We start from the raw sequence: 24090 nt of genomic DNA on the forward strand, positions 1-24090 counted from the left end.
GGGCCGAACCAGGAGATTTGCAGATGGCACAGACTATCGGGACACATGGCGAGCCAGACCTCAGGCCGGCGGGCCTGCGCGGTGTCGCCGCCGATTTCGCGTCGGATCAGCGCGCCTTCAAGACCGCCTCCTGGGGCAAGGCGATGATGTGGATCTTTCTCTTGAGCGACACCTTCGTTTTCGGCTGTTTCCTGATCGCCTACATGACCGCCCGTATGTCGACGCCGGTCGCCTGGCCCAATCCGAGCGAGGTCTTCGCGCTGCATATTGGCGGCCAGGACGTGCCGCTGATCCTGATCGCGATCATGACCTTCGTGCTGATCTCGAGCAGCGGCACCATGGCAATGGCAGTCAATTTCGGCTATCGCCGCGACCGCCGCACGACCGCGATCTTGATGCTGCTAACGGCGCTTCTCGGCGCATGCTTCGTCGGCATGCAGGCCTTCGAATGGACGAAGCTGATCACCGAAGGTGTGCGCCCCTGGGGAAACCCCTGGGGGGCGGCACAGTTCGGATCGACCTTCTTCATGATTACCGGCTTTCACGGCACCCATGTCACGATCGGCGTCATCTTTCTCCTCATCGTCGCCCGCAAGGTCTGGCGGGGCGATTTCGACCAGGAACGGCGCGGCTTCTTCACCAGCCGGAGAGGTCGCTACGAGGCCGTCGAGATCATGGGCCTCTACTGGCACTTCGTCGATCTGGTCTGGGTCTTCATTTTCGCATTCTTCTATCTGTGGTGAGGTCGTCATGAACGAGACAGCGGCGCATGCACACATCCAATCTGGACAACGGCTCCAAACCGGGCAGCAGCATCCGATCCGGCTCTACCTCCTCGTCTGGGGCATGCTCTTCGTGCTCAGCGCCTTTTCCTACATGGTCGATTATCTCGGCTTCCAGGGTTATCTCAGATGGACGCTGATCCTGTTGTTCATGATGCTGAAGGCCGGGCTGATCGTTGCCGTCTTCATGCACATGGCCTGGGAACGGCTGGCGCTCGTTTACGCCATCCTGCTGCCGCCGCTGCTGGTGCTTGTTTTCGTCGCGCTGATGGTATCGGAGGCGGACTATACGATCTTCACCCGCCTCGCCTTCTTCGGCACTGGTCCCTGAGGGGCAGTGCCGAAGCCGGTCTTCCGACCTACCGACCACTGCTGCTCCCCAAGCCGGATTCCGGTTCAACGACCTTGCGATACAGATGCCAGGTCGCATGGCCAAGTACCGGGATCACGATAGCCAGACCGGCAAAGAACATCGCAAAACCGACGACCAGAAGCACAGCCACGATGAGACCCCAGAGTATGAATTCCATGGGATTGACCGCGAAGGCTTTCATCGAGGTATAGACCGCTGCCGCCGCACCGGTGTCACGATCAAGAAGCAGCGGAAATGCAATGACTGTGGTGCAAAGCACGGCCAGAGCGAAGAGGAAGCCGACGGCATTGCCGTAGAGGATCAGCTGCCAACCCCTGCTCGTCGAGAACACCTCGTTGACGAAAGTCATCAGCGATTCCGGCCGTCCCGGCCCGAACAGGCTGACATAGAGCGACTGCGCCGTCAGAAGCCACAGGATAAAAATCACCGCCAGCATAACACCGATGGCAAGGATTGCCGGGACCGCCGGGGAATGCCTGATTTCGAGCGCATGCTGCCAGGAGGTGTCAAGGCCAAGCTCCCGCCGGCGACTGATTTCATAAAGACCCAGCGCCGCTATCGGACCGATCAGGGCAAAGCCTGACATGAGCGGAAACAGCAGTGGCAGCGCATTGGCACCGGATGTCCAATACGCGAGGATCACGCCGGCCATAGGGTAGATCAGGCAGAGAAAGACGTAGTGCGACGGCTTGGTCCAGAAATCATCCAACCCCTGACGCAACGAAGTGAAGACATCTGCTACATTGATGCGCCGCACGGTGGGATAGGCCACCTTCCTGGCGCCTCCCGCGATCACGTGAAAATGTGCCATAACAATTCCTCTCCATTCTTGTCACAGACAACAACGACCACAACGGATACCCGCGTTAGGAACGGCGCCATAGGACTGAACCTGCACGCGTGAAGATTATACGCCCCCGGTCGACACTTGACCAGCGGCGCAGAATTGCTGCGCATCTAAGCGTCGTCGCCTAAACCATATGTCAGTGAGCGGGGCGTGGAATTGTCACGTTATCGAGCAGTGATCGAACTATGCCGCTGCTGTCTGAGATCGGGTAACGCGCCCGTCACGACGTTCCAACGCGCCATGGCGCGGATGCGATGAATGTCAATGGCGAGAGACGAGCGCCTGGGCAGTGGCATGACGGAGAGATTACGAGACGCCAAGAAAATCGAGATGGAACGCCGCAGACCTCCGGCTGATCGGAACCCCTGCATTGTCCGCTCTCGTTTTCGCAGCAGCAGACGCCATCGCGATGGCCATGCTCGGGGACGACTGGATGCCGGCCGCCCGCTTGTTCTCGAAAGTCATGTCTAACTCCCCAGGGAAACTGTGTTTGTGGCCGGCGGATCTCACCACCGGTCACTGGCGGATTAGCTTTTCGGCGCGTAGTCGAAATCCTTGTCTCGCTGCGCTTTGCCGCCGGATCACGCTTATCGGGCGCGCCGTATCCTCCACCGCCTGGAAGCTGCAGGATCAATCTGCGGCCGGCCGGCACATGCTGACGCCCCTTGGTGGCAAGAACCGTTCCGTCATCAAGCAAGACGGCACCCGCGGCGCCATCGGCCCCACCCTCACGTCCACGGGGTGGATGGTCGACGCGATCGAACATGGCGTTGAAATGCATCTCGTGACCTTCGGTCGGCGATATCTCCACCACCTGGCCTAGACCGCCGCGGAACTGTCCGGCGCCACCGGAACCGTCTCGCAACTCCTTGCGCCAAAAGATCACCGGGCCGACATGCTCGGTCGCCTCGATCGACATGGAATGCACGCCGCTCGGGAACGCCGTGGCGCTGAGGCCGTCGAGTGTGGAGCGAGCACCGGCGCCGCCGCTGTTAAACAACAGCACTTCTGCACGTTGCCCGCCCTCGGCTGGTGCCTTATCCCCCTGTAGCGGACGCACGCTGACATGCAGGTTCCACAATGCCCCTGCCCCTTCTGCCGGCACTTTGCCGGGAAGCATCTTGTGCACGGCCCCGAGCACCGCATCAGGAACCAGATGGCCAAGCACGTGGCGAACGGAAACAGGCGCCGGGTGCTGGGCATTGAGGATGCAGTTCTTCGGGGCGGTTACACGGAACGGCAGCAGAGACGCGTGGTTGTTGGGGATCTCCGGCGCGATCGAGCATTTCATGCCATAGCAGGCATAGGCGGCCGAATAGATGATCGGGCAGTTGATACCCTTCGGGCTTGGCGGTGACGTCCCCTCGAAATCAGCGAGGATATGGTCCTCTGCCACGTCGAGACGCACAGCGATATCGATCGGCGAACCGTACCCATCGACGCGCATAGTGTTCGAATAAGTGCCCTTCGGCAGGGCCGCGATCCGCTCGATGGTGGCGTCATAGCTACGCTTGAAGATGAAATCGCCCAGCGTTTCCAGATCGGCGAGCCCGAACTCTTCCATCATGTCCATCAGCCGACGATGGCCGATCTCGTTGCAGGCGGCCAGCGAATAGACGTCACCGACCACCTGATGGCTTTCGCGGACGTTGTTGTGCAGGATGTTGACGAGGTCCTTGTTGACCTTTCCGCGCTCGGCAAATTTCATGATCGGAACGAAGATGCCTTCTTCGTAGACCTCGTTGGCATCCGGCCCAAAACCGCGGCCGCCGACATCCACCACGTGCGCCGTGCAGGCGAAATAGCCGACGAGCGCGCCATTGCGGAAGCTCGGCGACACGACGGTGAAATCGTGCAGGTGACCAGTGCCCTTCCACGGATCGTTGGTGATGTAGACGTCGCCTTCGAAGATGTTTTCAGGCCCGATGTCGCGGATGAAGTGGCCGACGGCCTCGGCCATGGCGTTGACGTGGCCGGGTGTGCCGGTCACCGCCTGGGCGATCATCTTGCCACCGCGGTTGAAGACGCCGGCGGAAAGATCGCCTGATTCACGCACACTGGTCGAGAAGGCGGTTCGGATGAGCGTGACGGCTTGTTCTTCCACAACGGAGATCAGCCTGTTCCACATGATCTGCATGTGGACGTCGGAAAGTGCGCTGGTTTTCATGTCGAATCCTCCGTTCAAGCGCTCTGCTTGACGCGTATGAGCAGGCAGCCATCCGACTGCATGATGACTTCGCGGCTCGTGGTGATAATCGTTGACGTCTCGCGTTCCGTGATGACAGCGGGACCGGAAACCCAGTCGCCCGGTTTCATGTCGGCGCGCGCGACAATCGACGCGCTCAGAAAGCTGCCTTCCTGGACGTCGAAGATTTCGCGGGTACCGCGGACCTTGGCTTCGCCAACCTTTGCGGTCTTGCCTATCCTCGCCGGCGGGGCAACCTTTGAGGTTGCGCGCAAGGACCAGCTGACGATCTCGACGTCGAGACCATCGATGACCCGACCGAAAAAGTGTTCGTACTGCTCGTCAAACAGCTTCCGGAACAGGTGGCCGTCCGCATCGGCGTAGTCGCGTACCTCGATCGTGACCGGCACTTCCCACCCCTGACCGACGTAACGCATGTAAGCCGTACATTCGAGATCTGGATTTGCTTCGGGCGAACCGGAACGCACGAACGATATGGCCTCGGCGCTGAGGTCAGCGATCGTCTGATTGATCGCATCCGCATCGAACCGGCTAAGCCGGCTATAGGCGCTACGCACGCTTTCGAAACCGAAGGGAGCGCGCAGGAAGCCGATCGCAGAACCAACGCCGGCACCGGGCGGGATCAGCAGGTCCGACATGCCGAGCTTTTCGCACAGACGGGCGGCGTGGATGGGAGCTGCGCCGCCGAAGGCGATCATGGTGAATTCGGAAAGCTCCTTGCCATTCTCCACGGCATGCATGCGCGCCGCGTTGCTCATGTTCTCGTCGACCACCTCGCTGAGGCCGTAAGCGGCGGTCGCGATATCGGTGTCGAGCTTGGAGGCGAGATCGGCATCCATCGCTCGGTCGGCGGCCGGGCGGTCGAGCTTCATCGCGCCACCTGCGAACTCCCCCGGATCGAGACGACCTAGGATCAGGTCGGCATCGGTGACGGTCGGGTTCGCGCCGCCGCGGCCATAGCAGGCCGGACCGGGCTCGGAGCCGGCGCTGTGCGGACCGACACGGATCTGGCGCATGCTGTCGATAGTGGCGATCGAGCCGCCGCCGGCACCGATCTCGACCATCTCGATGACGGGAATAGAGATCGGCATGCCGCTGCCTTTCTTGAAACGCCACGTTCGCGCCACCTCGAAGGTCTTGGAGGTCTTTGGCGTCTGCTTTTCGATCAGGCAGATTTTTGCGGTGGTGCCGCCCATGTCATAGGAAAGGACCTGATCAAGACCGTAGCTGCCGGCGATATGGGCGGCAAAAATCGCACCGCCGGCAGGACCGGATTCCAGCAGACGAACCGGAAACTCGATCGCACTTTCGACGCTGATGATGCCGCCACCCGAATGGATCATGAAGACCGGGCAGCGCGTGCCTTCCTCGGTCAGGCGTCCAACGAGGCGGTTGAGATAAGATGCCATCAACGGTTTGACGAAGGCGTTGGCGCAGACGGTGTTGAAGCGCTGGAACTCGCGCATTTGCGGCGAGACTTCCGACGAGATCGACACGGAAATATCGGATTTTTTGGCCAGAAGACGGTCGCGAACAACCTTCTCGTGCGCGCCGTTAAGATAGGAATGGATGAAGCCGATGGCGACGCTGTCGTAACCGGCAGCGACGATGCTGTCGCACAGCGCATCAACCTCGGCAAGATCGAGAGGTTTCAGCACCGAACCGTCGGCGCCGATCCTTTCGGCGATGACGAAACGTTCGTTTCGCGGCACCAGCGGCGCCGGCAGCACAATATCGAGGTCATATTGTTCGAAGCGGCTTTCGGTGCGCATCTCGATGACGTCGCGAAAGCCCTTGGTGGTGATAAAGGCGGTGCGGGCGCCCCGCCGTTCGATCAGAGCGTTGGTGGCGAGCGTGGTGCCATGGATGATCGTGTCGATCTGCGAAAGCTCGACACCGGCGACCTCGGCGACCTCTCGGACGCCCTTCACGATCGCATTTTCGGGATAGGAATAATCGGTCAGCACCTTGATTGAATGGAGTGTGGTACCGACCTCCATTGCAACGTCGGTAAAGGTGCCCCCGATATCGACACCGACCCTGATCTGCTTGCCATCTTTCGTCATTTTCTCGACTATGCTCCCTAAGCGAGCTGTTGTTGCGCTTGCCCGATAACCCGATTTTCGGCGTGCAGCGGCCTGTCCCCGCCCGCACAGACGGGCGGGGGTCAAAAGCTCTTGAATGTGTTGAGTTTCTTAAGCTCAGCGCGGCAGATGTAGCAGCAACGCAGAGCTTTGGCGCTACAGTTTCCCGGTAAAGTCTACACCCGGCAATTCTGTTGGAAGTTTTGCACGGTCGACGCCGATCCACTTCTTGTAGAGGGCATCGAGTGACCCGTCCGTCGTGTGCTTGATGACGAAGTCCGTCAGGAAGGCGAGCAGTTCCTTATCGCCCTTGCGGACCGCCATACCCTGGAAGTTGTCGGCGACTTTGTATTTGCGTTCGAACTGCTTGTCATAACCGGTCTCTTTGATGACGAGGCCATAGGTGACGCTGCCTACGATCGCATCAACCTGACCGGACAAAAGCGATTGAACAGTCGTGGCGTCGTCATCGAAGCGCTTGATCTGCGTACCCTTCGGCGCGACCTTGACCAGCAGCGGCTCGAAAGCGCTGCCGCGGTTAACACCGATCACGTATTTCGAAAGATCCTCGTTACCTTTTATGGCGGCGTCCGTCTTGCCCCAGACAGTAATGTCGTTCGACGAATAGGGAATGACATACTGGATCACCTTGGCGCGTTCTTCGGTGATCGTCATCGACGGCACCAGGAAGTCAACGTTGCCGTTCACCAGCAGCGGAATGCGGTTCTGGCCTGTGATACGTTCGAACCTCACCTCGACGCCCAGCTCCTTGGCGATCATCTTGGCGATTTCGATATCGAAACCGTCATTGCCGCCCTTGGAGTCGATAAAACCCCACGGAAACTGGTCCATCTGCACGCCGATGGTTGCCGTGCCCTTGGCCTTGATCTCCTCGGATGTGACAGCCATTGCCGTCGTTGCGAATGAAGTCGCGGCGAAGAGAATGGCGGCAAGGCCGCTCAGGGCTTTCGAACGCGAAGGGGTCGGGACTGCGTTGGTCATGTGATCACCTCTGGTTGGTTTCTTGGCATGCGTTTTGTCTTACCGCGCGGCGTTGAGGCGCCGCTCGATCCGGGCACTGCAGTAGGTCAGTGGTACGCAGAGAAAGAAGTAGACGAGTGCGACCGCCCCGTAGACCTGCAGCGGCTGAAACGTGATGTTCGACATCAATTGACCGGAGCGGGTCAGCTCTGTGAGACCGAGCAGCGCGGCAAGTGCCGTGCCCTTGATCAGGTTGACGAGGAAGCTGATGGTGGCCGGCAGGCCGATGCGCAAGGCTTGGGGCAGCACGACATCGACCATGCGATGCCTGTAGCCGATGCCCAGTGCGCGTGCCGCCTCGCTCTGTCCATCGGGAACGGCCTGGATGCTGCCGCGCCAGATTTCGCCGAGGAACGCGCTGGTGTGGAGCGACAGGCCGATCGTCAGCGCCACCCAGACATCCACTTTGAAGCCCAAAAGTGGCAGGCCGAAATACACGAAGAACAGCTGAACCAGCAATGGCGTGCCCTGAAATATCTGGATGTACGTTGCCATGAAGATGCGCAACGGTTTCCATTTGCTGGTGCGTCCAAGCGCAACAGCCAGACCCAGCGCTCCGCCGACGGCGAAGGCAAGAAGCGAAAGGACAACTGTCCAACGTGCGCCTTCAAGCAGAAAGAGGAATTCATTCCAGCCAAATTGACGGATCATCGGACTGCCTCACTTTGCCGGATAAGTAAAATAGACCCGGCCGATGATGCCGAGGGCAACGGAAACGAACTGGGACAACAGGAGGTAGATGACACCGAGCGTGAAATAGATCTCGAAGCTTCGGAATGTCTGGGCATCCAGCGTCTGTGCAAAATAGGTAAGCTCTTCCGCCGAGACCGACGAAACCAGACTTGAGTTCAGCATCATCAGGATGAACTGGCTGCAGAGAGCCGGATAGACGGCCCGGATGGCCGGCCGGAAGACGATGAACCGATAGATATCAGCCGTATGCATTCCAAGCGCCCTGCCCGCCTCGATCTGACCCGGACGGATAGACTGAACACCGCCGCGCACGATCTCAGCCGCGTAGGCGGCGCAATTCAGCGTCATGGCCAGGATTGCCGCCTGTTCGCCGCTGAGCCGGATGCCGATCGCAGGCATGCCGAAAAACACAAAGAACACCTGCACAAGGATGGGCGTGTTGCGGATCAACTCGATGTAGCCAATCGCAATCGTGCGCAGCGTTGGCAGCTTGCTCATGCGCATCATCATGAAGAAAATGCCGAGCGACAATCCGAACACCATTGAGAGAGACGACATTCTCAACGTACCGATCATGCCTTCCAGCAGCGTTGGCCACGCAGCAAAAACGGGTGCGAAATCGAAAGTGTAATTCATCAGCCCCTCCTCAATGGTTGAGGATCTGGCTGAGGAACGTTCTGGTTCGCTCGTGAGCCGGATTGCTGAAAAATACGTCGGGTTTGGCGCTCTCTATGATTTCGCCACGGTCCATGAAGATGACACGGTGGGCGACTGCCCGTGCAAACCCCATCTCGTGGGTTACACAGATCATCGTGATGCCGTCGTCAGCAAGCGAGATCATCGTGTCGAGCACTTCCTTGACCATCTCAGGGTCGAGCGCTGAAGTCGGCTCGTCGAACAGCATGATCTTGGGGTCCATGCAGAGCGCCCGCGCGATTGCCACGCGCTGCTGCTGACCACCGGAAAGCTGAGCCGGATATTTCTGTGCCTGTTCAGCAATGTGGACGCGCTCGAGATGACGCATCGCTTTTTCCTTTGCGTCAGTCACCGAAGCCTTGCGCACCCGGCGCTGCGCCAGCATGCAGTTTTCCAGGACGGTTAGATGCGGAAACAAGTTGAACTGCTGGAACACCATGCCGACATCGCGGCGAATATGGTCGGCATTGCTACCCTTCTGGCTCAGCTCCGTGCCATTGACGGCAATGCTTCCCTCCTGGATTTCCTCCAGGTGATTGATACAGCGGATAAGGGTCGATTTGCCGGAACCTGAAGGTCCACACAGAACGATATGCTCGCCGCGACCAACTTCAAGGTTGATTCCCTTCAAGACCTGAAGATGACCGTACCATTTGTTGACGCCCGTCATGGCTATGGCTTTTTCCGACATGCTGGTCCCGTTCATGGCCAGTTCCCCTTTATTTGATGTCAGGCTTTCGGTGCGACTTCGAAAATGGCGTCGACTTCTACGGAAGATCCGCGCGGCAATGAGCCCGCACCAATCGCGGTGCGAACGTGGCGTCCCTTGTCTCCAAAGATCTCCACGAGAAGGTCGGAAGCGCCGTCGATGACGGCTGGATGGCCCCCGAAATCCGGCGGCGCATTAACGAAACCACGCAATTGAGCGCAGGCAATGACCCGGTCCAGATCGCCATCCAGCGCGGCATTCGCTCTGGCAACGATGTTGAGCGCGCAAAGGCGAGCGGCCTTGTATGCGTCCTCGGGCGAAATGTCCTGACCGACCACGCCGACATAATGCTCGACACCGTCGATCCGCGGGATCTGGCCCGATACGAAAAGAAGGCTCCCGACGAGCCTGTAAGGAATGTAATTTCCTGAAGCCGGGGCAATCGCAGGCAAAACGATACCGAGCTCCGAGAGACGTGCGACGACGACACCCATAGCAGTTTTCCGTTATTGTAAGACGCGCCGATGCGCGAACCACGTTCCCGGGACCATTCATCAGAAGCCATAAGCGTCGAATGTCGATCCACTTTTCTGATGACGAAGATTGACGAAATAGTATCTCATGTCAAGAGCGAGCCTAGAGGTACTATCTCTTGGGCTGGCGGTTTGTTACATGCTGTTTTTTAGAAGCTTTTACAATATATTAGCCAACTTAAGACGACCACTTCTCTGGTAGTGTCATTAAAATTTCGACCCGTTTCCCGCAATTTTTTTTGAAGCCATCCGCTGATTTGCGTCCAGTGGAACTTCTCTATGTGAAGTGTGCGCACACTAAGGCAATAATTCAGTGGTGGGTAGTAGCATCACCTCGGGATGAAGTGATAACTTGCGTCAAACCCTGCAGTCATTCAGCGGGGCGCGACTTAGGCAAAGGGAAACAGGTTTTGGACACTTTAACGGGCCGAACAATAAAGGCACTTAAAGCTCACATCGGCAGCAACCAGTTCGAAAGCGGTACCAAGCTCGGATCGCTCGCGGAATTGTCGGAGCAGTTCGGCGTCAGCAGAACAGTCATTCGAGAAGCAGTGTCCGCCTTGCGGTCCGACGGCATTGTCGAGTCGCGACATGGTGTCGGGGTGTTCGTTCGCAACAGACCAAGCCCCGATATCGAAGATGCCAGCTCGTTGGATGCAAACCTCACGCTTGCTCCCCTGGCTCGTCTGCAAACGTCATTCATGGATCTGCTGGAGCTCAGAATGGCTTTCGAGGTGCATGCTGCCGGGCTGGCGGCGGTTCGGCGATCCTGGGCTCAGGAATCCAATATCTGGAACGCCGCTCGCGAGTTCGAAGCCTCACTCGAAGACGAAGCTGCGCTTGATCATCTCGACTTCGTCTTTCATCGTTCAATCGCAGAAGCGACGAACAATGGTGCTTTCATCGAGTTCTTCAGCCTTATGAGCCTGCAGATTCTCCCGCAACCGGCTTTCTCCAAGCAGCTCAATCCTGCGCTCATAACTCTAGACTATATCCAGAATACTGTGGTCGAACATCGGGCAATCTGCGAGGCAATTAGCTCAGGCAGTGCGGAACGGGCGCGCGAGGCGATGAGAATTCATCTTAGCCGTAGCCATCTACGGTATCGCGGTTTTTCGGACGACGCTGCCTCGCCCCTGAGCAATGTGGCGCCCAAAGACTAGCCCACCTCGCCGTACATGCTCTTGATAGGATTTGAACCATCGGCACGTCTTGCGGTGTGATTATGTGGCGTAGGCCCACTTCGGTCCCACTCGAAGGCATGTTGTCGGAAGGTGGTTTGCAAGTGGGTTCTATTTCGGTGGGTCGATGACCGTCATGCTGATGCTCGCAACTTGCGTGAATCGGGCCGGTTTCGAATTCGTCTGGGCAATGGACCAACAGTTCTTAGTCATGTCCATCGTGGGCAAGAGCTTTTCGAGAAGGCGGCCCTATCCCGCTCCAGGATGCGACTGGAGCTCGAATTCTTCAGATTCGTGGGATCAGACAGTTCCCTTACTTCCATCCGCTTGTGCAAGAGGTCTGGACCGGCCTAACGTCCGCTTCATCGCATGCAGACGAAGGGTGCCCCGTGAGTCCGTCCCGCAAATCGACAGCCCAGCAACAGCCGCGCTCCCTCGAGGCACGCATCTACGCGATCTATTCCACGCTCTCGCCCGCCGAAAAGCGGCTCGCCGACATCCTGCTGCAATACCAGATGGACCTGCCGAGCTATACGGCGGGCGAGCTTGCGGAAAAGGCGCAGGTGTCGAAAGCGACGGCGGCACGGCTGATCCGTTCGCTCGGTTATGCGACCTATCCCGATGCCAAGCGGCAGATCCGGGCCGACCAACACTGGGGATCGCCCCGGGCAGGCCTGGAAGACCCCGATCGCGCGCCGTCAGGCAAGGTCACGCTTTCCAGCACGGTCCAGATGGACCTCGACAATATTCGAACCACCGCCGAAAGCCTGTCCGAAACTACGCTGAGCGAGGTAAGCCAGGCGATCGTCGGCGCCCGCCGCCTGTGGATCATGGGCCTGCGCAGCGGCTACGGCCTGGCGCTGCAGGCGGCGCATTATTTCACGCTGATGAAGAGCGACGTGCAGGTGATCCCCGCCGGCGGGGGGAGCTATTCGCATGAGATCGCCTCCATCGCGAAGGGCGACGTGCTGCTCGTCATCGCATTCCGCCGGCGCCCCAGGCTGCTGCCGACGATCATCAAGGAGGCGCGCGCCGCAGGGGCGATAACGGTGCTGATTACCGATCTCAGCGCCGCGGCAAGCGCCAAGGCCGCCAACCATGTGCTGCGCTGCCGCTGCCAGTCGCCCTCACCCTTCAATTCCTTCGTCGCCGCCGTCACCATCATCAATTATCTCGCCTGGAGCGTATCGACGGCGATGGGCGAGGCGAGCCTTGCCCGATTTGAAAAGATCGACCGGCTGGTGAAACTGCTCGACGACGTATCGACCCCCCAGACCAGTATCGGCCGGTAGTCCGGTAAGGCGCGACTTTGGTCAGGAAAATTTTTCGAGCACGTGCAGACGCGTCGGCGACGCCCAGACACCGGATTTGGATGTAGTCAGGCCACACCTGACGAGCGTCTCGGCAAGACCGACGGCCGCCGAGACGCCATCAACCACCGGAATGCCGTGCGCGCGCTGCAGGTCGAGCGCAAATTCCGCCATGCCGGCACAGCCGAGCGAAACGCCCTCGGCACCCATCGCAACTCCCTGGCAAATGAAGTCGGATATCCGCTCGAACGCGCCGCTTTGCGGATTTTCCAACTCGAGCACCGGAATGTCGGTCGCAAAAACCCGGCGGCAGCGGTGGCCGAAACCGTAGCGGTGGATGTTGTCCTCGATGACCGGCGCCGAGCGGGAAAGTGTCGTCACCACGCAGAAACTGTGCGCGACAAGGCTGACCGCGTGGAACGAAGCCTCGCCAATCCCGATCACGGGTTTTGTCGCAATCGCTCTTGCAGCATCCAGCCCGGTATCGTCGAAACATGCTATGATATGGGCATCGGCGCCATCGCGTTCCGCGGCAACGATTTCCTTCAGCAGGCCGGGCACCGAAAGCGCCCCGTCAAAGGGACCTTCGATCGCTTCCGGCCCGGTTGTGGGCTGCCGGCCGACGATCTCGGTGTCACGGCCGGCAACGGCGCGCGCCGCAGCCGTGATGCGCTGCGTCATCGACGCAGTCGTGTTGGGATTGATGACGGCAATACGCATCGTCTTGGATACTCCAGGGATCAAGTTGGGTCAGGCGGCCGTGAAGGCTGCCGTCGGGCGCGTGTCGATAAGATCGCCATAAGCGATCGGCGCCTCGGTAAGATGGCCGTCGGCAATACCCTGCTGCCAGCGGGCATAGGCGTTCGGATCGATCCGCGGCGTCGTCCACATGCCGTTGGCCCGATAGATATTGGCTAGCCCCACAAGCAGGTCCGGCGAGAATTTCGGGAACGTCTTTGCCAGGAAGTCGCGGTATTCCTCGGCATCATGGGCCAGTATCCACGCCATGCCGCGACCGAGCGCCCTGGAGAACCGGGTCTGGGTATCCAGCCGTGCATCGTCGCTCTCACCTTCGGCATAATAGACGCTCCACGGCACGTTGCCGCCGGTGATGGGGAGTTCGGCAACGACATGGACGCCAGTCTTCGATGCAAGCGTGACGGCGGACGGGTAATCGATCACCAGATAGTCGCCCATTCCCCCCATGAAGAGATCGGACAGCATCTTGCCGTCGAGATCCTGGACGAAATTGACCGTCAGCGGATCGACGCCGTTTTCGCGCAGCAAAAGCTTGGTGAACAGGCCGACGCTGGCGCCATTGCTACCCTTCATCGAAATCGTTTTGCCAGGCACGGCCTGCCAGTCGAAATCCGCGGGCTGTTCGCGGCCGAGGATGGCCAGGGGCGCGCGGGCCGCGATCTGCGCGAACGGCGTATAACGTTTGCCGCGGCCATGGAACATCGACGGGACCCAGATGCCACCAAGCGCGGCGTCCGCCATGGCCGAGCCGATGTCGCTGAGCACCAGGTCCCAGGGAGATGGAACGCTTGCGGTGACGCCGAGCCCCTCTTCCTGAAAGAACCCCTGCCAGACGGCGACATATTCGGGAAGATAGTTGAGGCTGTGCCCGGTCGCCGAGACGTGGAAGTTCTGCATGATGTTCACTCCTGGTCCAGGAAAATGCGATCGCCGTTGTCGATGTCGAACCACAGGACATCGTCCGCCTGATAATCCAGCGAACACAGTTCACCGATCTTGATCTTCGGGTTGCCCGAGACCCGGACGAAAACGAGGTCGTGTTCCAGCAATCGCTGGTCCTTGTTCTCCTCGCCGGTCATCAGGCGGCAACCGATCACCGTCTCCGCACCGAGGCGCTCGACGACAGCCACCTGGGCCGGCAGCCGCCCTTCCCCGGCCGGATGAAGGGTGAGCTTTTCGGGCCTGACCCCGAATGTCAGCTCCCGTCTCGGAGGGAGCGGCGCTGCGTGTTCGACCGCAAGCCTGCCCGAAAGCTGGAGCGCGTTGTTTCTGACCGAAGCCGGAATGAGGTTCATCGGGGGCGACCCCACGAAACGCGCGACAAAGGTGTTGGCGGGATGATCATAGATCTCGTCAGGCGTATCGACCTGCTGGACGATGCCTTTGTTCATCACGATGATGCGCGTCGCCATGGTCATGGCTTCGACCTGGTCGTGCGTCACGTAGACGAAGGTCTTGCCGACCTTGTGATGCAGAGCCGAGATTTCCGAACGCATCTGCGTGCGCAGCTTGGCATCCAGGTTGGAAAGCGGCTCATCGAGCAGGTAGAGGGCGGGGTTGCGCACCAGCGCGCGGGCAAGCGCGACGCGCTGCCTCTGCCCGCCCGAGAGGCTCGCCGGGCGTCTGTCGAGCAGAGGCTCGAGCTCGAGCTGACGGGCGATACTGAGGGTCCGCTCGGCGATATCCGCCCGCTTCATCAGCCTGTGGCGGGCGACGATGTTGACGATCGGCAGATGATACCACTTGCGAAACGCATCCATGATCAGCGGAAACGCGATATTCTCGCGAACCGTCATATGCGGGTAGAGCGCATAGGTCTGGAAAACGAAGGCGACGCCGCGCTGTTTGGGCTCCCAATCGTTGGCGACGGACCCGTCGAACAGCAGGTCCCCGGAGGTAATGTCGCTGAGGCCCGCGATCATGCGAAGCAGCGTCGATTTTCCGCAGCCGGAGGGGCCGAGCAGGACCAGAAATTCGCCGTCATGGATGTCGGCGCTGAAGGCGTCGATCACGGTGTTGTCGCCAAAGGTCTTGGAGACATTTTTGAAGGTCAAGGCGGGCATGGATTATCCCTTCACGGCGCCAGCCGTCAAACCGGCTACGATCTTGCGCTGGATAAGAAGAAAAAAGACGATGGCAGGAAGGCTGAACACGAGGGCTGCGCCAAGCACGGCCGACATCGGCGTTTCATACTGCCCAACGAAGGAGGCGAGCCCGACGCTTGCCGGCCACAAGGAATTGTCCATCAGGAAGGTCGAGGCGAACAGGAACTCGTTCCAGCCGGCAAAGAAGGCCACGACGGCCGCGGCCGCGATGCTCGGCATGATCAGCGGCAGAATGATCATGGTGAGCACGCTGAACCGCGGGCAATTGTCGATGATCGCGGACTCCTCGATCTCGTAGGGCACCGCGTCCATCGCGCCCTTCAGGACGAAACATGCGACAGGCAGCGAGAAACCGACATTGGCGAGGATCAGACCCGTCAGGCTGTTCAAGAGGCCGAAGGTGATGAACATCGCATAGAGCGGCACCAGGATCAGCGCTTCGGGAACGACCTGGGTCATGAACAGCAGAAAGCCGACCAGGCCGCGCCCATGGAACTTGAAACGGCTGAGCGCATAACCGGCAAGCGCGCCGAGGGTCAGGCTCAAAATGGTGCCGCCGGAGGCGATCAGCAGCGTGTTGAACAGCCAGCGGCCGATCGGAACCTTGCCGAGCTCCGTTGCCAGATCCGGCAGATGCTGCAGCTGCGGCCAGCCGACCTGGCCGGTTCCGTAGAGCTGGGAATTGACGTTGAGCGCGGTGGCCGCCATCCAGTAGACCGGGAAGCCGGCGAGAACGACCAGAACTCCGATCAGCGTATATCGCAGCGCCTTCATGGCGAGTTTTCGGGGTGTCATCATTGAGACATCCTCTTCATGCGGCGTTGTTCGACGGTGTAATGGACGGCTGCCACCATCAGCGCCAGTGCGAGGCCGACCGCGCCGTAAGCGCTGGCCATTCCCAGTTCATGGCCTTCGAACGCCGTCTGGCGGAGCTTGACGACGAGGGTGCTGGTCGAACCGAGCGGACCGCCCCCGGTCAGCAGGTAGATGATGTCGAAGCGGCGAATGGACCAGACGGCGACCAGAAGGGCTGCGAGCTGGATCGATGGACGGATATGCGGCAGCGTCACTGCTCGGAAGGTGCTGATCCCATCGGCGCCATCGATCCTGGCGGCTTCGCGCACCTCTTGCGGCACCGATTGGAGGGCTGCCAGCACAACCAGCATCACAAATGGAGCGACCTGCCAGACAGTAACGGCAAGAACCGAGCCGAGCGCATAGTCCGTGCTGGTCAGCCACGAGAAGCGGCCGATGCCGAGGAGCTCAGTGATGCGATTGAAGACGCCCGACCGTTCGTTATACATCCACAACCAGATCAGCGAGGCCGCCACACCGGGCACGGCCCAGCCGAACAGCAGGATTGCCCGGACGACTGCGCGCCCCTTGAAGGGACGATCGATGGCAAGTGCGGCCACAACGCCGAGAGCGACGCCGATAAGGACGGTCAGGACCGTATAAACCAAGGTTGCTTTCAGGGAGACATAGAAGGCTGGATCTTCGATCAGCCGTTCATAATTGCCGAGGCCGATGAACCGGCCTCGGTTGGGATTGACGATCCGGGTGTTGGTCAGGCTCATGTACATCTGCCGCGACAGCGGCCAGAACATGAAGACCACCAAATAGATCATGGGCGGAAGGATGAAGGCATAGGGCAACAATTTGACCAGGCCGTTCCTGTTTTTCAGGCCATTCGCGCTCACATCAGTCTCCCTTCTTGATGCGAGGTTGTCAGAACTGCTTGTCGATGGCGGACTGAGCTTCGGCGAGCGCCGTCTTCGGATCGGCATTCGCAAGAATGACCTTTTCCACCGCCTGCATCACGAACCGCATGATTTGTGCCGTTTCGACTTCATATCCCTTGATCAGCGTGCTGCGGGAGGTTTCGGCGAGCTTGACGAAGGTCGGCGCCCAAGGGTTGGTCTTGGAGTAGGCATCGCTGACGGGGACGTCGGTCGCAAGCGCATCCGGACCCGATGCGTCACGCAGAGCCTGCTGCCCGACAGGACCAATCAGCCACTTGACGAAGGCGATCGCTTCTTTCTGGCTTTTGCCATGCGAGCTCACGCCAACGAAGATCTGCTGATGCGCGCCGGGGTTCTTGAACGGCATCGGAGCGGCATAAAGATCGCCGGACTGAAGAGCCCCACCGGAGGCGATATTGAGCGTGCCGCCGGAATTATCGATCGAGAAGGCCGCATGCTTTTCCTTGAAGCGCGTGCGCTGCGTCGGAAAACTGTCGCCGATCGGCATGATGCCGGCGTCGTAAGTCTTCTTGAAAGCCGTGATGGCGGCGACGGCTTCCGGAGTATTGATCGTCAGCTTGCCGTTTGCATCGACCCAGTTGACGCCGTAGCCATAGGCCCAGCTCTGGAAATCCATGAACCAGCCCGAAAAATCGTTGATCTGGTGGCGGGCTGTAAAGCCGATAACGCCCGGAGTTGCCGCAGACGCTGCCTTTGCGGAGGCAATCAGCTCATCCACGGTCGTCGGCACCTTCGCATTGGCGGCATCGATCAGGGGCTTGTTATAGATCAGGGCATAGACGGCGCGCTGCCAGGCGACGCCGAGGCGCTTGCCGTCAATCACGCCGTTTTCATTGCTCTTGTTCAGCCTGGCGCCGTCGGCCGCAGCCGAGAGATCGACGAGGAAACCGGCATCCGCAATCGCATAGAACAGGCCTTCCTGCATCATCGCTACATCCGGCCCCTGGCCTGCACCCATTTCCGTCGTCAGCTTGTCGGCGAATTCCGCAGACGGAATGGCTTCCTGCTCGAGCGTGACGTTCGGATTGGTTTCCTGGTATTTGCTGACCGCTGCCCAGAGGTTCTTGCCGCGCAACGCATCAAGCCATTGGGAATTGGCCAGTTTCAGCGTGACCTTCTCACCCGATTGGGCATGAGTTTCACCTGCACCGAGCCCGACGGTCAATGCAAGCGCCGCAAGGGCTGCCGTAGCCAACAGCTTTCGGCGACTAGTCTTATCAAACATGTCTGTTCTCCATCTGGGTTTCTTATTTGGCGGTTTCTTATTGGCATTTTGGCATTCACGGGTCAGGCAGTGCGTCAGGCGTCCGCTTTCACACGATGCACTGCAAGCGGCGTATGGTGGCTGAGATTTTCGCCCCCTGTATCGGTGACGAGATAGCAGTCGCCAACATTGCAGCCGGCGATTTCGGGCTCGAGCCATTGCGAGTGCAGGACAAAGGTCATGCCTTCTTCGAGCTTGTCGTGGTTGTTCGATTGGATGTTGTAATTGTTGAACTTCACCATCGAAACCGAATGTCCGACATTGGGATTGTGGGGACCGAGCGTCGCCGGATAGACGTGCATCAGCTTGCGGCCCTGCCGCTCCCAATCTTCATCCACGACATGCTTGCGCGGGATCAGGCGCGGCTTGCCGTCGTCGTCGGACACCCAGTTGTAAGGCATTGTCCGGCTGTCATGGGACGAAAGATAGCCGCGGGCGATGTAGGGTTCGAAGGAAGCATTGGCGAGATCGGAAATGATCGCGCCGGGCTTGATCAGTGCCGCAGCTTTCTGAACACCTTCGGTGCACATCTGCAGCACCTCTTCCTGCTTGTCGGTAATGTCGCCGACCGCGATCATGCGGGCGATCTGGGCCGTATAGCCCTGATAGATCACCGCCGAAATGTAGAGATTGATGATGTCGCCACTGCGCACCACGTGGCCGTAGGGCTTGCCGCAATGGGTGCCGTATTGGTTGATGCCGATCTGGTAACCGTCTCCGCTTTCGCCGCCTCGCGCCATCTGGGCATAGGTGAAGGCGGCATAGATTTCATAATCGGTCACGCCGGGTTTTACGACATGGTATGCGGCCTCTATGCCGATGCTGGCCAGTTGGGCAGCCGCCCGCACCACCGCCTGCTCGCGCTTCGAACGCACCTTCTGCATGCGGTCGATGATCGAGCTTGCCTGCACGAACGAACTCCTTGGCAATCGTTTGCCGAGGCCGTTCCAGTAACCGGCCGAGGTCGCATCGCCGATCAGGCCGATCTGAGCCGACCCGAAGCCCTCACGCTCCAGGAAGGAGCCCACGGCTTCGACGACCTTGTCGACGGTCCTGCCCGGGCGATTGTAGGTTTCGCGCCCCCAGGTACCGACCTGCCAGATGTCGTCGACCAACACCGCCTCGCCGGCCGGCGGCAGCAGGACGGAACTGCTGAAGATGGAAAACAGCGTCAGCGGCTTGTCTTCGTCGGTCGGGACCACCAGCACGCCCTCGCGTGCCCAGTCGCACATGTAGCGAAGGTACGAGTTGGAAACGCGGTACGAGCCGATGGAATCGGCATGGACAAGCATGACGTCATGCCCCGCGACGGTCGCCTCGCGCCGAATGCGGCGCAGCCTGTCCACGAATTCGCTTTCCGGGAGCGGACCGACCGGCTCGAACTCGAAGCTCGGGCTAAAACCGTCCAGCAGGCGCTCGAAACGCACATCACCGTGCTGAAAGGGGCGATTAGGACGAGTTTGGGCGGTCATTGGGCGTCTCATTTGGCAGATACTGATGAGACTAGATTATATCTGAAAATTAATTTGCATAGCCCGGCGAATGTTCATTTGTCGAGCGAGCTGCTGTAAAAACAGGCATTTGAAAAAATGGCGCAGATTCCCGCTCGAAATGATTCAACCGGGAACGTTGGATGCGTTCCATTTCTCATTGGTAATCGGGAAGTTAAACGACCTTCTGGCTTGAGACGAGGGCAAAAAAAGCACCCCTACTCATGGAAAATCGGCACTCGCGGTTGGTACGGGCGCCTATAGTTTGGCCACGCGCCAGATCGCTTTCCGCGTAAGCAAGACAGGGAATGTGAAAAAAAAGTTTCTCTTACCTGAGTGGCCCCTAGGTAGCAGCAGTCAAGGTCAGGATAAAATTCACGATGCGCCAGCACTCATATAGCTGTAGGTCTTGAACGGAACCGAACCGCAGACCCGATAGATTAAGCACCAGGGGGGTCACCTCTACCAAGTCGATTGGCGGGACTTTTCCCAGAAGCCCGACCGCCTTAGATGGCTCGCCGACAAGTCCGTTAAAAGGTTTACGCGCCCGCCGATCGCGGGAAAATAGTTTTCTAACGCCTCCTGCTCAACAAAAACATCAAGCAAGGAGCGCCTATGAGGGCCGACACGAGCCCGGCCGGGATCTGGTAGGGCGCTACGATGGTGCGGCCGACGAAATCTGCCGCAACCATGAGTCCGGCGCCGATCAGCGCAGCGCCGATCATCTGTGGAAGGGCGCGCGTCAAGCCGGCCTCCCGCGCAAGATGTGGCCCCATGAGTCCCACGAAGGATAGCGGGCCAACCGTCAACGTTGCGGCTGCGGTCATAAGTCCAGAAAGCCCAAACAGCGCCAGCCTTGATCTGGCCAACGGTATGCCGACCGCAGCCGTAGGGGCTGGTCCGAGTGGCAGGATGTCCAGCCAACGGCGCGCTGCCAGAGCAACGGCAATCAGTGCGGCTCCTATTGCTGCTTCCGCCGTGGCTATCGTGCCGTCGACCAGATAGGTCGAGCCGCTCATCCATCGCATGAGCAGAACTGCCCTTGGATCTCCCGTCGAACTTAAGACGCCGACAATTGCATCGACCATCGCACTGAGCGCGATGCCGGCCAACAAGACCCGTTCCGGGGCGAAGGTCGAGCGCCGTGAACTCAGAAGAATGACGGTGAGAACCGAGATGGCGCCGCCGACCGCAAAGGCAAACTGGCCGGAAAACCCCGGTGCGATGGCAAAAAGCGCGATCGCAACGCCGAAGGTAGCGCCGGCGCTGATCCCGAGAACTTCGGGGCTTGCCATCTCGTTGCCGGTCAATCTCTGGAGGATCGAACCCGCGACGGCAAGCATCGCGCCGGATGCGAGCGCAGCAAAGACCTTCGGGGCGCGGATCGCAAGGAGCTTATCGAGGAATTCGCCGGAAAGGACAGTCCAGCCGCCGCCAGGCCCACGTCCGACCAAAAGGCCGGCAGTCACGAGAACCAGAACACTTACGGCAGCAATGGCGACGGGGACTTTTATGTTCCATGTGGGCGGGTGCCGCCGCGCCGCCGGCTGCTGCATCCTGTGCCGGATCTTCAATCGCGGCAGTAGCGCCAGGAGCAGCGGCGAACCGAAGATGGCAGTGACTGCACCAGTCGGCAGAAAATCGCCAAAGCCGCCCGCAGCGAGTTGGAGCACGGAGTCGGCAAGAAAGAGCAGTCCCGCGCCGATCAACGGAGACCAGAAGATCAACTGGACCGGCCGACGCGCTCCGGAGAGCCGCGCAAGCGTCGGTGCGACCAGCCCGATGAAGCCTATGACGCCGACAGCACTGGTGACGAAGGCGGCAAGCGCCACCGCACAGGCGACGACCACGATGCGAAGGCGAGCGAGCCTCACTCCGAGCGCGGCCGAACTGCTCTCCCCCAGATCGAGCAGCGACAGCGGCCTGATCACCAGCGCGCAGATGATGGCGACGGTGCCCACTTTCCAGATGAGCGACAGGGGAATGACCCAGCTCTGCTGCGCCAACGAACCGGCGCCCCAGATGAACAGGCTCGCCAGGTAGCGCTGGTTCAGGTAGGTCAGGATAGCCGACAGGCCCCCGCACCAGAGGCTCAGCACAAGGCCCGAGAGGACAAGCGAATAGGGTGAGAAGCCGCGTCGCGCGCCAAAGCCAACGACGATCGCAGCGGCGGCACTGCTCCCGAGAAGAGCGACAATGTCGCGGCCGGCCCCAAGCAGGCCGGGAATAAAAAGCGAGACGACAACCAGTGCAAGATTGGCTCCGGCTGACACGCCGAGCGTCGTCGGATCGGCCAGCGGGTTTCGTAGGACCTGCTGGAACAAGGCACCGGACAATGCGAGCGCGGCACCGGCAAGCAATGCCGTGGCTAGCCGTGGCAACGTCGAATAATAGAGCATCATGCGCTGGATGTCGTAGCCCTGCCCGGCCGATCCTGAGAGCACCGGTCCTGCGAGAAGCCAGAATGCCATGCAGCCGGCGCAGAGCAGGACGAGAGACACGAGCGCCGGCCCGAGATTTTCGCGGTGAATTGCCTTCATGCGTCTTGTTCCAGAACGTCGGTCACCAGGCCGGCGAAACGCATAGCCTCGTTGACCATGCCGAACATCAGTGCCGGCGGAACGACTGATAAATGGCCCGGCCGGGAAAACGGAAGCGCCTGCCACAATGGACTTTGCACGAGTTTTGGCAACACATCGGGCGGAACGGGATCGAAGACGATCAGCCGGGCGTCCGGATCGGTGATAACGGACAATTCTTCGATGCCAATAGTCTCAAAGCCCCAATAGTTCGATTGCCGCGTCCACGCATTACGCACACCAATACGCTCAAGCGCATTGTGAAACAGGCCAGGGGCTGAATAGACGCGAGCGTGGCGGGCATCCATAAAGCTCACCAGCACAACTGGCGGAACAGTCCGGCCGGCAAGCCGTCGGCGGCATCTGTCAAAGAATGCGTCCGATCGCGCCAGGAAAAGCTCCGCGTCGCTTTCACGGCCGAGTTCGGCAGCCAGTTTGCGCGTCGCTATCATTGCCGCCGGGAGGATCGGGCCAGTGTCGGGCGTGAAGATCTCAAGCCGCAAAATCTTCGCAATCGGCCGGAGCCTGGGCAAAAGCTCGTCGAGATAAGGCGTCGTCAGAATAATGTCTGGCTTCAGCTGTATCAGGACCTCGAAATCGACTTCATGGGAACTGCCGATATCGACGACCGATTGCGGCATCGCGGGCTCGACCACCCATTTGCCCCAGTCGGCAAGGTCGGATATTCCGACTGGGGGCAATCCAAGCGACAGGAGCGTGGACGACAGCCCGTAGTCGAGGCTGACCACCCGTTGCCTGGCGACTTCGGCCCACAATGGTTTCGGCATCGACACGGCCGCGGCCGCAGCATAGTGCAGAAGTGAACGCCTTGAAATCTTCATCCCCGAACAGGCCTCAGCGGGCATAGGCAAGCGGATGCAAAAGGTGCGGAACGGAAATCACATCCATATCGATCCCGTAAATGGCGTGGAGCGTCTCAGGCACCACAATTTCGTCCGGCGGGCCGCTTGCAACGACCCGTCCGCCTTTCAGCGCATGGATCCGATCGCAAAAGCGTGCGGCCATGTTGATATCATGAAGAACGATCACGATGCTCCGGCCGCCTTCGCGGGCCAGTCGCTGCACGAGAGACAGCACTTCGATCTGGTGCGCGATATCCAGCGCCGCGGTCGGCTCGTCGAGCAGCAGGCACCGGGCGTCCTGAGCGATCAGCATGGCGATCCACGCACGCTGCCGCTCCCCACCGGATAGTGTGCCTACAACACGATCGGCAAAGGTCTCGATATGCGTGGCGGCTATGGCGGCCTCGACTTTTGCCTTGTCGGCATCGGAGAAACGGCCAAGCGCGCCGTGCCACGGATAGCGGCCGCAACCGACGAGTTCGCGGATCGTCATGTCTGAGCCTGTACCCAAATCCTGCGGCAAATAGGCAACCGATCGTGCGAACTCACGACCGTGATAATGCGCGAGGTTGCGGCCACCGTAAGCGACCGATCCGGCGGTCGGTGTGAGTTGCCGCGCCAGAATTTTCAAGAGACTGGATTTTCCGGAACCATTGTGGCCGACCAGGGCCACCACCTCACCTGCTGGAAAATCGAGACTGACCTCTGACAGGATCGTGTTCCCGTCGATGGAAAGACCGACCTTGTCGACAGCAAAGGCATCCGTCGTTTCGGGAGCGTCCTGCGCTAGCTGAGCCGAGACCACGTTACCT

General features: G+C 59.8%; 21 protein-coding genes and 2 pseudogenes. 4 read left to right on the top strand and 19 right to left on the bottom strand.

From position 1 onward, the window contains the following. Positions 1 to 23: 23 nt before the first annotated feature. Both ACZ9IU_RS27675 and ACZ9IU_RS27680 read left to right on the top strand, forming a co-directional pair. Complete coding sequence (locus ACZ9IU_RS27675; protein WP_040124704.1) at positions 24 to 743, top strand: heme-copper oxidase subunit III family protein; 720 nt, start codon at positions 24 to 26, stop codon at positions 741 to 743. Positions 744 to 750: 7 nt separating this feature from the next. Then, positions 751 to 1113: a cytochrome C oxidase subunit IV family protein gene (locus ACZ9IU_RS27680; protein ID WP_040124703.1), complete on the top strand. Its 363-nt coding sequence runs from the start codon at positions 751 to 753 to the stop codon at positions 1111 to 1113. Between the two features lie 28 nt (positions 1114 to 1141). Here the strand turns inward: ACZ9IU_RS27680 and ACZ9IU_RS27685 are convergent, their stop codons facing one another. The 9 genes and pseudogenes from ACZ9IU_RS27685 to ACZ9IU_RS27725 all read right to left on the bottom strand — a co-directional run bounded on the left by ACZ9IU_RS27685 (position 1142) and on the right by ACZ9IU_RS27725 (position 9925). Beyond that, positions 1142 to 1966, bottom strand: coding sequence for a DUF2189 domain-containing protein (locus ACZ9IU_RS27685; RefSeq protein WP_040124701.1), 825 nt, complete (start codon positions 1964 to 1966; stop codon positions 1142 to 1144). 200 nt (positions 1967 to 2166) lie between these two features. Beyond that, positions 2167 to 2394, bottom strand: a pseudogene (locus tag ACZ9IU_RS27690) (hypothetical protein); the annotation flags it as partial. A 135-nt stretch (positions 2395 to 2529) separates the two neighbouring features. After that, positions 2530 to 4169, bottom strand: a pseudogene (locus ACZ9IU_RS27695) (hydantoinase B/oxoprolinase family protein). Positions 4170 to 4183: 14 nt separating this feature from the next. Beyond that, positions 4184 to 6274, bottom strand: coding sequence for a hydantoinase/oxoprolinase family protein (locus tag ACZ9IU_RS27700; RefSeq protein ID WP_040124697.1), 2091 nt, complete (start codon positions 6272 to 6274; stop codon positions 4184 to 4186). Positions 6275 to 6448: 174 nt separating this feature from the next. Then, a complete protein-coding gene (locus ACZ9IU_RS27705) occupies positions 6449 to 7294 on the bottom strand; it encodes a transporter substrate-binding domain-containing protein (RefSeq protein ID WP_040124695.1) in 846 nt (281 codons plus the stop codon). 39 nt (positions 7295 to 7333) lie between these two features. Next, positions 7334 to 7984 carry an amino acid ABC transporter permease gene (locus ACZ9IU_RS27710; protein ID WP_040124694.1) on the bottom strand — a complete coding sequence of 217 codons (651 nt, stop codon included), beginning with the start codon at positions 7982 to 7984 and terminating at the stop codon, positions 7334 to 7336. A 9-nt stretch (positions 7985 to 7993) separates the two neighbouring features. Next, positions 7994 to 8662, bottom strand: coding sequence for an amino acid ABC transporter permease (locus ACZ9IU_RS27715; protein ID WP_040124692.1), 669 nt, complete (start codon positions 8660 to 8662; stop codon positions 7994 to 7996). A 10-nt stretch (positions 8663 to 8672) separates the two neighbouring features. Next, positions 8673 to 9413 (bottom strand): amino acid ABC transporter ATP-binding protein, encoded by a 741-nt coding sequence (locus ACZ9IU_RS27720; protein ID WP_040125767.1) that lies wholly within the window; start codon positions 9411 to 9413, stop codon positions 8673 to 8675. Between the two features lie 38 nt (positions 9414 to 9451). Further along, complete coding sequence (locus tag ACZ9IU_RS27725) at positions 9452 to 9925, bottom strand: RidA family protein (RefSeq protein WP_040124690.1); 474 nt, start codon at positions 9923 to 9925, stop codon at positions 9452 to 9454. Positions 9926 to 10374: 449 nt separating this feature from the next. Between ACZ9IU_RS27725 and ACZ9IU_RS27730 the strand changes: the two genes are divergently transcribed. Further along, the gene (locus tag ACZ9IU_RS27730) at positions 10375 to 11127 is read left to right on the top strand and encodes a FadR/GntR family transcriptional regulator (RefSeq protein WP_040124689.1); all 753 of its coding nucleotides are present in this window, start codon (positions 10375 to 10377) and stop codon (positions 11125 to 11127) included. A gap of 407 nt (positions 11128 to 11534) precedes the next feature. Further along, on the top strand, positions 11535 to 12437 hold the full coding sequence (locus tag ACZ9IU_RS27735) for a MurR/RpiR family transcriptional regulator (protein ID WP_040124687.1): 903 nt from the start codon (positions 11535 to 11537) through the stop codon (positions 12435 to 12437). A gap of 21 nt (positions 12438 to 12458) precedes the next feature. Here the strand turns inward: ACZ9IU_RS27735 and ACZ9IU_RS27740 are convergent, their stop codons facing one another. From ACZ9IU_RS27740 to ACZ9IU_RS27785, 10 genes are all read right to left on the bottom strand, one after another. Next, the gene (locus ACZ9IU_RS27740) at positions 12459 to 13175 is read right to left on the bottom strand and encodes an aspartate/glutamate racemase family protein (RefSeq protein WP_040124685.1); all 717 of its coding nucleotides are present in this window, start codon (positions 13173 to 13175) and stop codon (positions 12459 to 12461) included. A gap of 30 nt (positions 13176 to 13205) precedes the next feature. Continuing rightward, a complete protein-coding gene (locus tag ACZ9IU_RS27745; protein WP_040124683.1) occupies positions 13206 to 14111 on the bottom strand; it encodes an ABC transporter substrate-binding protein in 906 nt (301 codons plus the stop codon). Between the two features lie 5 nt (positions 14112 to 14116). Further along, the gene (locus ACZ9IU_RS27750) at positions 14117 to 15277 is read right to left on the bottom strand and encodes an ABC transporter ATP-binding protein (RefSeq protein WP_040124682.1); all 1161 of its coding nucleotides are present in this window, start codon (positions 15275 to 15277) and stop codon (positions 14117 to 14119) included. Positions 15278 to 15280: 3 nt separating this feature from the next. Further along, a complete protein-coding gene (locus ACZ9IU_RS27755; protein WP_065814811.1) occupies positions 15281 to 16117 on the bottom strand; it encodes a carbohydrate ABC transporter permease in 837 nt (278 codons plus the stop codon). Continuing rightward, positions 16114 to 17019 (bottom strand): carbohydrate ABC transporter permease, encoded by a 906-nt coding sequence (locus ACZ9IU_RS27760; RefSeq protein WP_051900445.1) that lies wholly within the window; start codon positions 17017 to 17019, stop codon positions 16114 to 16116. Before ACZ9IU_RS27760 ends, ACZ9IU_RS27755 begins: the two co-directional genes overlap by 4 nt. Positions 17020 to 17047: 28 nt before the next feature. Further along, positions 17048 to 18307 carry an ABC transporter substrate-binding protein gene (locus ACZ9IU_RS27765; protein WP_040124681.1) on the bottom strand — a complete coding sequence of 420 codons (1260 nt, stop codon included), beginning with the start codon at positions 18305 to 18307 and terminating at the stop codon, positions 17048 to 17050. 74 nt (positions 18308 to 18381) lie between these two features. Then, a complete protein-coding gene (locus ACZ9IU_RS27770; protein WP_051900443.1) occupies positions 18382 to 19818 on the bottom strand; it encodes a M24 family metallopeptidase in 1437 nt (478 codons plus the stop codon). A gap of 590 nt (positions 19819 to 20408) precedes the next feature. Continuing rightward, the gene (fhuB, locus tag ACZ9IU_RS27775; protein WP_040124678.1) at positions 20409 to 22376 is read right to left on the bottom strand and encodes a Fe(3+)-hydroxamate ABC transporter permease FhuB; all 1968 of its coding nucleotides are present in this window, start codon (positions 22374 to 22376) and stop codon (positions 20409 to 20411) included. After that, positions 22373 to 23257, bottom strand: a complete 885-nt coding sequence (locus tag ACZ9IU_RS27780; RefSeq protein WP_040124676.1) for an ABC transporter substrate-binding protein — start codon at positions 23255 to 23257, stop codon at positions 22373 to 22375. Before ACZ9IU_RS27780 ends, fhuB begins: the two co-directional genes overlap by 4 nt. A 13-nt stretch (positions 23258 to 23270) precedes the next feature. Next, positions 23271 to 24083: an ABC transporter ATP-binding protein gene (locus ACZ9IU_RS27785; RefSeq protein ID WP_040124675.1), complete on the bottom strand. Its 813-nt coding sequence runs from the start codon at positions 24081 to 24083 to the stop codon at positions 23271 to 23273. Between the last annotated feature and the right edge of the window lie 7 nt (positions 24084 to 24090).

It is taken from the genome of Mesorhizobium sp. USDA 4132 (assembly GCF_056279545.1).

What these genes read in the sequence shown, in the direction of transcription:
- fhuB (WP_040124678.1), bottom strand. Translation starts at nt 22,376, where the DNA reads ATGAAGGCAATTCACCGCGAAAATCTCGGGCCGGCGCTCGTGTCTCTC.
- ACZ9IU_RS27770 (WP_051900443.1), bottom strand. Translation starts at nt 19,818, where the DNA reads ATGACCGCCCAAACTCGTCCTAATCGCCCCTTTCAGCACGGTGATGTG.
- ACZ9IU_RS27700 (WP_040124697.1), bottom strand. Translation starts at nt 6,274, where the DNA reads ATGACGAAAGATGGCAAGCAGATCAGGGTCGGTGTCGATATCGGGGGC.
- ACZ9IU_RS27720 (WP_040125767.1), bottom strand. Translation starts at nt 9,413, where the DNA reads ATGTCGGAAAAAGCCATAGCCATGACGGGCGTCAACAAATGGTACGGT.
- ACZ9IU_RS27780 (WP_040124676.1), bottom strand. Translation starts at nt 23,257, where the DNA reads ATGAAGATTTCAAGGCGTTCACTTCTGCACTATGCTGCGGCCGCGGCC.
- ACZ9IU_RS27725 (WP_040124690.1), bottom strand. Translation starts at nt 9,925, where the DNA reads ATGGGTGTCGTCGTCGCACGTCTCTCGGAGCTCGGTATCGTTTTGCCT.
- ACZ9IU_RS27750 (WP_040124682.1), bottom strand. Translation starts at nt 15,277, where the DNA reads ATGCCCGCCTTGACCTTCAAAAATGTCTCCAAGACCTTTGGCGACAAC.
- ACZ9IU_RS27715 (WP_040124692.1), bottom strand. Translation starts at nt 8,662, where the DNA reads ATGAATTACACTTTCGATTTCGCACCCGTTTTTGCTGCGTGGCCAACG.
- ACZ9IU_RS27765 (WP_040124681.1), bottom strand. Translation starts at nt 18,307, where the DNA reads ATGTTTGATAAGACTAGTCGCCGAAAGCTGTTGGCTACGGCAGCCCTT.
- ACZ9IU_RS27705 (WP_040124695.1), bottom strand. Translation starts at nt 7,294, where the DNA reads ATGACCAACGCAGTCCCGACCCCTTCGCGTTCGAAAGCCCTGAGCGGC.
- ACZ9IU_RS27680 (WP_040124703.1), top strand. Translation starts at nt 751, where the DNA reads ATGAACGAGACAGCGGCGCATGCACACATCCAATCTGGACAACGGCTC.
- ACZ9IU_RS27710 (WP_040124694.1), bottom strand. Translation starts at nt 7,984, where the DNA reads ATGATCCGTCAATTTGGCTGGAATGAATTCCTCTTTCTGCTTGAAGGC.
- ACZ9IU_RS27740 (WP_040124685.1), bottom strand. Translation starts at nt 13,175, where the DNA reads ATGCGTATTGCCGTCATCAATCCCAACACGACTGCGTCGATGACGCAG.
- ACZ9IU_RS27755 (WP_065814811.1), bottom strand. Translation starts at nt 16,117, where the DNA reads ATGATGACACCCCGAAAACTCGCCATGAAGGCGCTGCGATATACGCTG.
- ACZ9IU_RS27685 (WP_040124701.1), bottom strand. Translation starts at nt 1,966, where the DNA reads ATGGCACATTTTCACGTGATCGCGGGAGGCGCCAGGAAGGTGGCCTAT.
- ACZ9IU_RS27745 (WP_040124683.1), bottom strand. Translation starts at nt 14,111, where the DNA reads ATGCAGAACTTCCACGTCTCGGCGACCGGGCACAGCCTCAACTATCTT.
- ACZ9IU_RS27675 (WP_040124704.1), top strand. Translation starts at nt 24, where the DNA reads ATGGCACAGACTATCGGGACACATGGCGAGCCAGACCTCAGGCCGGCG.